The sequence below is a fragment of the Micrococcus sp. LASM2_SD2 genome (assembly GCF_057364565.1).
Map to the genome: position 1 here is coordinate 1 of NZ_JBNFOB010000066.1, position 9,472 is coordinate 9,472.

9 protein-coding genes and 4 pseudogenes are annotated in these 9,472 nt (G+C 69.7%); 8 read left to right on the forward strand and 5 right to left on the reverse strand.

Annotated elements, in window-relative coordinates:
* Positions 1 to 663, reverse strand: a 663-nt coding sequence (locus AC2W7A_RS05375; RefSeq protein WP_485990448.1) for a hypothetical protein, incomplete at its 3' end; no start/stop codon positions are given.
* 90 nt (positions 664 to 753) lie between these two features.
* Between AC2W7A_RS05375 and scpC the strand changes: the two genes are divergently transcribed.
* Positions 754 to 2,268 (forward strand): succinyl-CoA:acetate CoA-transferase ScpC, encoded by a 1,515-nt coding sequence (gene scpC / locus AC2W7A_RS05380; protein WP_485990449.1) that lies wholly within the window; start codon positions 754 to 756, stop codon positions 2,266 to 2,268.
* Between the two features lie 47 nt (positions 2,269 to 2,315).
* Here the strand turns inward: scpC and AC2W7A_RS05385 are convergent, their stop codons facing one another.
* Together AC2W7A_RS05385 and AC2W7A_RS05390 are read right to left on the reverse strand one after the other, a co-directional pair.
* Positions 2,316 to 2,906, reverse strand: a complete 591-nt coding sequence (locus tag AC2W7A_RS05385; RefSeq protein WP_485990450.1) for a mechanosensitive ion channel domain-containing protein — start codon at positions 2,904 to 2,906, stop codon at positions 2,316 to 2,318.
* 62 nt (positions 2,907 to 2,968) lie between these two features.
* Positions 2,969 to 3,201 (reverse strand): annotated as a pseudogene (locus AC2W7A_RS05390) (P-loop NTPase family protein); the annotation flags it as partial.
* Positions 3,202 to 3,290: 89 nt separating this feature from the next.
* Between AC2W7A_RS05390 and AC2W7A_RS05395 the strand changes: the two are divergent.
* From AC2W7A_RS05395 to AC2W7A_RS05405, 3 genes and pseudogenes are all read left to right on the forward strand, one after another.
* On the forward strand, positions 3,291 to 3,434 hold the full coding sequence (locus tag AC2W7A_RS05395; RefSeq protein WP_485990451.1) for a ribbon-helix-helix protein, CopG family: 144 nt from the start codon (positions 3,291 to 3,293) through the stop codon (positions 3,432 to 3,434).
* On the forward strand, positions 3,431 to 4,024 hold the full coding sequence (locus AC2W7A_RS05400; RefSeq protein WP_485990452.1) for a hypothetical protein: 594 nt from the start codon (positions 3,431 to 3,433) through the stop codon (positions 4,022 to 4,024). The genes AC2W7A_RS05395 and AC2W7A_RS05400 overlap by 4 nt, the downstream gene beginning before the upstream one ends.
* Before the next feature lie 65 nt (positions 4,025 to 4,089).
* Positions 4,090 to 4,379: pseudogene (locus AC2W7A_RS05405) on the forward strand (histidine phosphatase family protein); the annotation flags it as partial.
* Positions 4,380 to 4,429: 50 nt separating this feature from the next.
* On the opposite strand, the pseudogene AC2W7A_RS05410 reads toward AC2W7A_RS05405, so the two are convergent.
* Both AC2W7A_RS05410 and AC2W7A_RS05415 read right to left on the reverse strand, forming a co-directional pair.
* Positions 4,430 to 5,770, reverse strand: a pseudogene (locus tag AC2W7A_RS05410) (sugar porter family MFS transporter); the annotation flags it as partial.
* Between the two features lie 31 nt (positions 5,771 to 5,801).
* Positions 5,802 to 5,984, reverse strand: a pseudogene (locus tag AC2W7A_RS05415) (helix-turn-helix domain-containing protein); the annotation flags it as partial.
* 109 nt (positions 5,985 to 6,093) lie between these two features.
* Here AC2W7A_RS05415 and AC2W7A_RS05420 point away from each other — a divergent pair.
* From AC2W7A_RS05420 to AC2W7A_RS05435, 4 genes are read left to right on the forward strand one after another with little or no spacing between them, the layout of a single operon-like run.
* On the forward strand, positions 6,094 to 6,777 hold the full coding sequence (locus AC2W7A_RS05420; protein WP_485990453.1) for a catalase family protein: 684 nt from the start codon (positions 6,094 to 6,096) through the stop codon (positions 6,775 to 6,777).
* Complete coding sequence (locus tag AC2W7A_RS05425) at positions 6,765 to 7,181, forward strand: catalase family protein (RefSeq protein ID WP_485990454.1); 417 nt, start codon at positions 6,765 to 6,767, stop codon at positions 7,179 to 7,181. Before AC2W7A_RS05420 ends, AC2W7A_RS05425 begins: the two co-directional genes overlap by 13 nt.
* Before the next feature lie 53 nt (positions 7,182 to 7,234).
* Positions 7,235 to 7,930, forward strand: coding sequence for a hypothetical protein (locus AC2W7A_RS05430; protein ID WP_485990455.1), 696 nt, complete (start codon positions 7,235 to 7,237; stop codon positions 7,928 to 7,930).
* Between the two features lies 1 nt (position 7,931).
* The gene (locus AC2W7A_RS05435; protein ID WP_485990456.1) at positions 7,932 to 9,338 is read left to right on the forward strand and encodes a Dyp-type peroxidase; all 1,407 of its coding nucleotides are present in this window, start codon (positions 7,932 to 7,934) and stop codon (positions 9,336 to 9,338) included.
* The last annotated feature ends 134 nt before the right edge of the window (positions 9,339 to 9,472 follow it).

Genomic DNA, 9,472 nt, shown 5'->3' on the forward strand with positions numbered 1-9,472 from the left:
CGGCGCGGATGCGCTCCTCGATGAGCTGCAATGCCTTCGCCTTGAACTCGGGGCTGTACTTCTGGGGCATGGTCCGATCCTCCTTGAGGAAGTAGGTCGGAACGAAACCCAGGGCGCTTCAAGCTGTCGGCCGGAGGTTTCCGGGTACTGATTGGTGAACATCGTGCCCGCGGACTGGTGCTTCGGGGATCCCACGGCCGCGTGGCACTTGTCTGCACTGCTGTTGACGTAGTCCAGCCGCTGGCGGCCGAAGGCGGCGGTGGCGAACATGTGCAGCGACGGCGGCGGGGGCGGCGGAGCCTGGTACGTGCCGCAGACGATCGCACTGATCAGGATGTTCTGGTTCGGGTTGCCCGTGCTCGAGGACGGGGCGGAGCTCCGCAGGCGGTTGGTGATGCCCTGCGCCGGATCATCGATCGTGTAGGACGCGCTGCCCGCGGTGTTCGCACTGGCCCCAGCAGTCCAGCCGTTGCTGTAGGTGGCCAGGTTCGTGGCCACCGGAGCAACCACTGTGGTGCCGTTGAGCACCTGCACGGAGTCGGTGTAGTAGTTCGCGCCGCTCCCGACGCCGTCACGGACGGCTGTGGGATAGGAGTTGAGGTTCGTGATGGTGAAGGACATGGAGCCCGTCGCGTCCGTGGGGAAGGCCAGGGTGACCCACATGCCCCGGGGCGGCCTTGAACCGCACCTGTGCGCGGCCCCGGGGGTATCCTGGACGTCGGCCAGATCACTCGCACACTCCACGGAGGCCCCATGTCATCCCGCATCCACCACGCCGGTCTGCGCGCGAAGGTGATGTCCGCTGAAGAAGCCGCCGCCTTCATCCAGCCGGGCACCACGGTGGGCATGTCCGGGTTCACCGGATCGGGCTACCCGAAGGCCGTCCCCATGGCCCTGGCCGAGCGCATCAAGGCCGCGCACGCCCGCGGCGAGGACTTCAAGATCAACCTGCACACCGGCGCCTCCACCTCCACCGAGATGGACGGCGCCCTGGCGGAGGCGGACGGCATCGCGCTGCGCACACCGTTCCAGTCGGACCCCACCATGCGCGGCAAGATCAACGCGGGCGAGATCGAGTACATCGACACCCACCTGTCCCACCTGGCGCAGACCGTGTGGAACGGCTTCTACGGGCCCATGCACACCGCGGTGGTGGAGGTGTCCGCCATCCGTGAGGACGGCACCCTGGTGCCCAGCTCCTCGGTGGGCAACAACAAGTCCTGGCTGGACCTGGCGGACCAGATCATCCTCGAGGTGAACTCCTGGCAGTCCGAGGACCTCGAGGGCCTGCACGACGTCTACTACGGCACCGCCCTGCCGCCGCACCGCAAGCCGGTCATGATCATGGACCCGGCCGACCGCATCGGTGACAAGTACTTCCACTGCGACCTGGACAAGGTCGTGGCCGTGGTGGAGACCCACGGCCCGGACCGCAACTCCCCGTTCAAGCCGGCAGACGCGGACTCCATCGCAATCGCCCAGCACCTCGTCGAGTTCTTCGAGCACGAGGTGGAGCACGGCCGCTTCGACGAGCACCTGCTGCCGCTGCAGTCCGGCGTGGGCAACATCGCCAACGCCGTGATGGCGGAGCTGGTGAAGTCCCGCTTCACGGGCCTGACCGCGTTCACCGAGGTGGTCCAGGACGGCATGCTGGACGCCCTGGACTCGGGCACGCTGCGCATGGCCTCGGCCACGGCGTTCTCCCTGTCCACGGAGAAGGCGGAGGAGTTCAACAACAACGCCGCGAAGTATCGGGACAAGCTGATCCTGCGCACCCAAGAGATCTCCAACCACCCCGAGCTCGTGCGCCGGCTCGGCATCCTCGCCATGAACGGCATGCTCGAGGCGGACCTGTACGGCAACGTGAACTCCACCCACCTGATGGGCACGAAGATGATGAACGGCCTGGGAGGCTCCGGCGACTTCGCCCGCAACGCGTTCACCTCGTTCTTCCTGACCCCGTCCATGGCCAAGGGCGGCGCCATCTCCTGCATCGTGCCGATGGTCTCCCACGTGGACCACACCGAGCACGACGTGCACGTGGTGGTCACCGAGCAGGGCCTGGCGGACCTGCGCGGCCTCTCCCCCAAGCAGCGTGCCCGCCTGATCATCGAGAAGTGCGCGCACCCGGACTACAAGGCCCAGCTCGAGGACTACTACGAGCGTGCGCTCGCCGGCTCGGACGGCCTGCACACCCCGCACCTGATGGACGAGGCCCTCTCCTGGCACCAGCGGTTCCTGGAGACCGGGACCATGAAGCAGGACTGACCACTGCTTCCCCCGTCAGCTGACGCCGGTGGGACGACGACGGTCCCTCACCTCCGCAGAGGTGAGGGACCGTCATCGTTCCCCCGTGAGGTCACGGTCACGGTGGCCGAAGCGAGCGGCACACCGGCCCGGCGGAGCTCACCGAGCACCGCACGGATCACGTTGCTCTGGGCCGCCCGGGTCTCGAGCTGTCGGGAGCCGGACCAGAAGCGGAGCTCGAGGTCCACGGACCCGGTCTGGACCGTGACCACCTCGGAGTGCATGGTGGAGTTCGGGACCAGCATCATCCGCCCGTCGAAGGAGCGCACCCGAGTGGCCGACAGGCCGATGTGCGTGATCGTGCCGGCGTGCGCGTCCACCTCCACCTGGTCGCCCACCCGGTAGAGGTCCCGCGCGAGGATGACGACCCCCGCGAAGATGTTGCCGAGCACGGTCACCGCCCATCCGGTGAGCGAGCCGAACACCCGGGCGGCGGACTCGCCCCGGTCCCGCCACAGGAGCACACGGGACACCAGCAGCCTCAGCACCCAGCCCAGCAGGACGGCGGCCGCGATCGCGACCAGACCGTAGGCCAGGTTCTCCCAGGTGACGGCAGGCAGGCCGAGGTTCTTCAACGGGTCCACGTCGGTGTCAGCCATGGACGCACCTGTGCGCGGTTCGAACGGTGTCCCGCCGAGCCTACGGACTCCCCACGGTGAAGTCAGACCTCGGTGACCCGCCCCTCCTCCACGTGCCAGCGCCGGTCGGTCTGCACGGCCTCGAGCATGCGGCGGTCGTGGGTGACCAGCAACAGGGCACCCTCATAGGACTCGAGCGTCTGTTCGAGCTGTTCGATGGCCTCCAGGTCCAGGTGGTGGTCGGCTCATCGAGCACCAGCACGTTCACGCCGCGGGCCTGCAGCAGGGCCAGCCAGGCCCGGGTCCGCTCACCCGGCATGGCCACTAGCGTCGCACGGGTGCCGGGCGATCGGGTGCATGGAGCTGGTCTTGTCACCGGGTGACTAGATTGCTAGCATCCTAACCATGTCAGAGAAAGCGCAGTTCAACGTCTATCTGCCGCGCGAGCTGGTCACCCGGGTGAAGCACCGCGCCGTGGATGAGAACACCAGCCTCTCCGCCCTCGTGGAGAAGGCCCTGACCGAGTACCTGGAGAAGGAGCAGTCATGATCGTGCACCCCATCGTCACCACCCCGAGCCCTGAACGGTGGGCCACCTTGGCCTCGGCGCTCGGCGCCACCGTCCACACCCACGACGACGGCACTCGCCTCGCCGAGTTCGCCGGCGGTCGGCTCTCGCTCGTCTCCGGCGACTCCCCGTCCGTGGAGTTCGGGCTCGAGGACGGTGAGCGCAGTGGGATGCGCGGCGCCGAGGGTGGCGACGGGCAGCTCGGGCCCGCCGTGTCCGTGGCGCCCCTTCTCTGCACTCCGGAGGTCGAGGAGACCGCACGGATGCTGGCCGGACAGGGTCTGCGCCGCCGCCTGACCTCGGACAGCGGCGACTGGGCGGACCTGGCCGGCGACGGTCTGGTGGGCGTCCACGTCGGCGAGGTGGAGTCCACCGTGATGGCCTTCGAGGCCTCGGACGTGGAGGCACTCGGGGAGCCGCTGGAGCAGTCTGGTTTCCGAGTGGCCCTGGTGGACGAGGCCTACGGCCGTACCCTGCGGGTCGAACACCCGGACGATGCCCGCCAGGAGTCGGAGATCTGGATCAACGAGACCCAGACGGACACCTACGGGTACACGCGGCACGAGGACTGAACCGGGCAGCCTCTCCGCCCGCCTACGACGACGCGCGGCATCGCAGGCGTCGATAGGCTTGGGGAATGGCGACGGCATCTCTTGCTGAGGTGGTGTCGAGTCCGCTGGAGCGATGCGCTCAGACGGCGCGGGCCGTCGTCGAGCGTCAGCGGGAGGCGACGCCGACGACGGTGGAGGCCGACCTCACGGAGTGCGACTACGGGCAGTGGCAGGGCCGGAGCTCAGCGATCTCGCCAAAGAAGAGCTGTGGCCCGTGGTGCAGTCACAGCCGTCCGCCGTCGTCTTCCCCGGCGGCGAGTCGATGGCGGGGATGCAGGCCCGGGCGGTGGCGGCGATCCGTCGTCACGACGCGGCCCCTCCCTGTCTGCAGCTCAGGGAGGGGGGCCGTCGTCGGGACGGGCGGTGTCAGCCGCGCAGGTCCCGCTCGGCCTCAGCCCGCACCGCGCGCCGCTGCCCCGGGGAGCGCACCACGACGTCGCTCATCTCCTCGAGCGTCTTGCCCTTGGTCTCGGGGACGAAGGCCGCCACGAAGGCCAGGGACAGCGCCGCCATGACCGCGTACAGGCCGTAGGCGAGGGTCAGGCCGATGTCCGCCAACCACGGGAACGTGGTGGAGACGGTGAAGTTCGCCGCCCACTGCGCGGCGGCGGCCACGGCGAGCGCGCCGGCGCGGATGCGGTTCGGGAACATCTCGCCCAGCAGCACCCAGACCAGCGGCCCCCAGGTGGCGCCGAAGAACACCACGAAGGCGTTCGCGGCCACCAGCGCCACCGTGGACCACGGCTGCGGCAGGGACACGGACTCGGCGCCGCCGGTCTGCGCGAAGGAGAAGGCCAGTGCCATCAGGCCGAGGCTGACCGTCATGCCGGCGGAGCCGGCGATCAGCATGGGGCGACGGCCGACGCGGTCCACCAGGGCGATCGCGATGAGGGTGACGGCGATGTTCGTGACCGAGGTGATCACGGTGACCGTGAGGGCGTCCGACTCCCCGAAGCCCACCGAACGCCACAGGGTGGTGGAGTAGTAGAAGATCACGTTGATGCCCACGGCCTGCTGGAAGACGGAGAGCAGGATGCCGATCCACACGATCGGCTGCAGGCCCGCCGACGGTCCACGCAGGTCCGCCAGCGACTCGCGGCGCTCCGAGTCCAGCGAGCGCCGGATGTCCTCGATCATCAGGTTCACCCGGTCCACACCGGTGAACTCGTGCAGGACCTCGGCCGCCTCGTCCGTGCGACCGCGGGCGACCAGGTAGCGCGGGGACTCCGGCAGCTTCAGGGCGAACAGGCCGTACAGCACCGCCGGGACGGCCTCGGCCAGGAACATCCAGCGCCAGGCGTCGACGCCCAACCAGAACGGCTGCGCCGCTCCCCCGGCCATCGTCGCGAAGAGCGCATCCGTGAGCAGCGCGGCGAAGATGCCGAGGACGATCGCCAGCTGCTGGAGCGAGCCGAGGCGACCGCGCACATGCGCCGGGCTGACCTCCGCGATGTACGCCGGAGCGATCACGGACGCGGCGCCCACGCCCAGACCGCCGACCACGCGCCAGACGATCAGGTCGACCACGCCGAACGCCAGGCCCGAGCCGATGGCGGAGACCAGGAACAGGATCGCGGCGATCACCATCACGGGCACGCGGCCGCGGCGGTTGGCGATCGGCCCGGCGAACCAGGCGCCGAGCGCGCAGCCGATCAGCGCCGAAGAGACGGCGAAGCCCGTGAGACCGGCGCCGAGGCCGAAACTCCCCCCGGCGAGGGGCGTCCACGGCGAGCGCCTCCTTGGACGGCCACCGCCGGTACACCGTCGTCTTGGCCACCCCCGCCCGGGCGGCGACGGCGTCCACGGTGGCACCGGCGTACCCCTCGTCCCCGGCCAGCGCGACGGCGGCCGCCAGCACCGTCTCCTCCACGCCGTGACGGCGGGGCCTGCCCGCGCTTCGGTTCGCGGTCTTCCTCTGCACCGTCTTCCTGCCCTTGCCTCGGATCCTGTGACCGTCCTAGCATCGCTGATGACGGTTGCGCAACTGATCGTAGCGTAAATGCACCCGGAGAGAGGGAGGGGCAGCACTCATGAGCGAACCCGTGCGATTCACACCGGACGTCGAGCACCCCGCCGAACGCGAGGAGACCATCACTCGGGAGATCCTCGAGCAGATGGGCGAGGCCCAGCGCCGAGCTGCCGGCCGGCATCGGCACGCCCACCGCGACGCCCATGCCAAGAGCCACGCCATCCTCAAGGCGACCCTGGAGGTGCACGAGGGCCTGGCTCCCGAGCTGGCGCAGGGCATCTTCGCCCGCCCGGGACGCTACGAGGCGGTCGCGCGGCTGTCCTCGGCCCCCGGAGACATCCACACCGACCGCACCCCCGCCCCGCGGGGCTGGGCGCTGAAGGTGCTCGGCGTGGAGGGCGAGCGCCTGCTGTCCGAGCCGGGCGGCCACAACCAGGATTTCCTGATGGTCAACTTCCCCACGCTGGCCTTCGGCACCGTGGGCCGCTACCAGGAGATGCTGGGGCTGCTGGAGAAGAACTCCCAGAACCCGGAGCTGCTGCAGCGGCTCACCACCGGCGCCGCCCGGGTGGTGCGCGGGGCCGTGGAGGCCGTGGGCGGGACCCCGAGCGCCACCCTGCAGGTCTGGGGCGGGACAACGCCCACGTCCTCGGCGAGACGTACTTCACCCAGGGCGCCCTGCGCTATGGCGACCACATCGCCAAGGTCTCGCTGGCTCCGGAGTCCGCGAACGTGCGGGCCCTGACCGGTCAGGACATGGACGTGGAGGACTTCTCCTCGATCCGGGACGTGGTGGCGGACTTCTTCTCCCAGGAGGGTGCGGAGTACACGCTGCGGGCCCAGCTGGCGACGGACCTGGAGCAGATGCCCGTGGAGGACGCCTCCGTGCTCTGGGACGAGGAGCAGGCCCCCCATCAGCCCGTCGCGACCCTGCGGATCGCCACGCAGGACACCTACAGCCCTCGCCGCCGCGTCTACGGCGACGACGTCCTCACCTTCAACCCGTGGAACGGCGTGGTCGAGCACCAGCCGCTGGGCTCGATCATGCGTGTCCGCCGGCACGCCTACGAGCAGTCCACCCGCTACCGCCACGAGTTCAACGGCCGCCCGGCCCCCGAGCCGGCGGCGCTGGACGAGATCCCGGACTGATCCCGGCCTGACCCCTCACCATTCACCCCGAAGGATTCTCGAAGGAGGACCTCATGACTGACCGCCCCGACCCCCGACTGCAGGACGAGAGCCGCCTCGACGCCGTCCAGCGCGCCGTCGAGGACGTCGCCCAGGACGCCCCCACGCTGGCCAAGATCGCCCTCGAGGCGATGATCCGCGAGCACAACCCGAACCTGTCCGGCACCGCCGACTCCGCCGGCCGCGTGGGGATGCGCTCGGGGAAGGTCTCGGAGCTGACCGCGATCGCCCGCCTCAAGCCGGGCGGCGCCGAACGGCTGCAGCGCATCTTCGACCTGACCCGCGGCAACATGGACGGTGCCCAGCGCGTGTCCACGCTGCACGACATGCGCTTCGTCTTCTTCGACGACAACACCCGCATCCTCTTCGCCACGGCCTACGACGGCGACTGGGACGCGTACATCAACGACTTCGCCACCAAGATCCCCGAGCTGATGGATCTCCTCTTCCAGAATGTGGAGGGGTGGCCGGGCATCGACAGTCCGACCGTGAAGGACTTCATCGCCGAGCACCAGATCACCGCGTCCGGGTGGTTCGTGGCGAACCCGCAGGTCACCGTGGTGGACACGCGTCGACTGCAGCGCACCGAGGACGCGGTGAACACCTTCCTGGACCGGATGGCCGGGCGCACCGACCTGGACGAGGACACCGCGGCCGCCCTGAAGCAGCTCACCGACACGATCTCCACCCCCGAGGCGGTGGACTACTGAGATGGGCGTCCTCAAGGACCTGAAGGAACGTTTCGAGCGGGAGCGGGTCGAGCTGGACCTGGACGACATCCAGGGTCTGGTGTTGCGGGAGCGGCCTGAGCCCTACGTCGGTGCCCACGCCATGCTGACTGTGGAGGAGGCCGAAGGTGGCCGGGACTTCGTCCGCCGCCTGGCCGAGCACGTCACCTCCGCGCAGGACTGGGCCGATGACCTGCAGTCCTGGACTGGCGTGGCGATCAGCTTTGCCGGCCTGCGCGCCCTGGGGCTGCCCGAGGACTCCCTGGCCAGCTTCCCGTTGCCCTACCAGCAGGGGATGGCCGCCCGCGCTCAGCAGCTCATGGACACCGGGCCGAACGCCCCGGAGCACTGGGACGAGGCGTTCACCCAGGACGCCTGCCACATCGCGCTGACGATCTACGCGGCCGACGCCGACGCCCTGGACGCCGCCCTGGACCGGGCGGAGGAGGTGCTGGAGCACTGCACCGGGGTGACCCTGGTGGCCACCCACCGGTTCGGGGTCGACGAGCTGAACAAGAACCCCTTCGGCTTCCGGGACTCCATCTCGCAGCCGACGGTGGCCGGCAGCGGGGTCCGGCCGCAGCCGGGCCAGGAGCGCTCCATCTCCGCCGGCGAGTTCATCCTGGGCGAGAACAGCGAGACCGGTTCCCCGCTGGCCGTGCCGCAGCCGGATGTGCTGGGCCGCAACGGGACCTACGTGGTGTTGCGCAAGTTCGCCAGCCGGGTGGGCGCCTTCAACGACTACCTGGCCTCGCAGAGCCCGGACCCGGAGGAGCAGCACCGGATCGCCGCGAAGATGTTCGGCCGGTGGCGCAGCGGCGCCCCGCTCGTGCTCTCCCCGGACCACGACGACGAGGAGCTGGGCAACGACCCGGAGCGACGCAACGACTTCACCTTCGAGGACGACCCGAAGGGCCTGATGTGCCCGCACTCCAGCCACATGCGTCGCCTCAACCCGCGGGACAGCGACCTGTCGATCATGACGGACGTCAACATCAAGCGGATCATCCGGCGCTCCTCGACCTTCGGTCCCGGGTGGTCGCCGGAGGTGAGCTCGGCCGATGACGCGAAGGAGGACCGCGGGATCTACTTCATCTTCATCAGCGCCCGGGCCTTCGACACGATCGAGTTCATGCAGCAGGAGTGGATCAACGGAGGCAACTTCGTCGACCTCGGCTCCGAGCGGGACCCGATCGTCGGTCTGCACGAGGACGACCCGACGCAGGGACGGTTCACCATCCCCGCCGAGCCGGCCCGCAAGCGCATCGACGGCATCACCACCTTCAACCGGATGACCGGGGGCGAGTACCTCTTCATGCCCTCGCTCAGCGCCCTGCGGTGGATCGGTGAGGGGGGCTGGACCTCTCACCAGTCGGACGCCGAAGCGTGACGCAGCCTCCGTCCCCGGGCGGCCCCGCGGGCGCCCAGCCGTGGCAGGTGGACCTCGATTGGCTGTGGGGGCACCCCGCCGGGCAACGACGGCTCCCCCGCGACCCTGCGGCTGGACGCCGTCGGCCCCCGGGG

Bases quoted from the DNA above. Each gene is read 5' to 3' on its own strand.
- scpC (WP_485990449.1), top strand. From the start codon at position 754: ATGTCATCCCGCATCCACCACGCCGGTCTGCGCGCGAAGGTGATGTCC.
- AC2W7A_RS05385 (WP_485990450.1), bottom strand. From the start codon at position 2,906: ATGGCTGACACCGACGTGGACCCGTTGAAGAACCTCGGCCTGCCTGCC.
- AC2W7A_RS05395 (WP_485990451.1), top strand. From the start codon at position 3,291: ATGTCAGAGAAAGCGCAGTTCAACGTCTATCTGCCGCGCGAGCTGGTC.
- AC2W7A_RS05400 (WP_485990452.1), top strand. From the start codon at position 3,431: ATGATCGTGCACCCCATCGTCACCACCCCGAGCCCTGAACGGTGGGCC.
- AC2W7A_RS05420 (WP_485990453.1), top strand. From the start codon at position 6,094: ATGAGCGAACCCGTGCGATTCACACCGGACGTCGAGCACCCCGCCGAA.
- AC2W7A_RS05430 (WP_485990455.1), top strand. From the start codon at position 7,235: ATGACTGACCGCCCCGACCCCCGACTGCAGGACGAGAGCCGCCTCGAC.
- AC2W7A_RS05435 (WP_485990456.1), top strand. From the start codon at position 7,932: ATGGGCGTCCTCAAGGACCTGAAGGAACGTTTCGAGCGGGAGCGGGTC.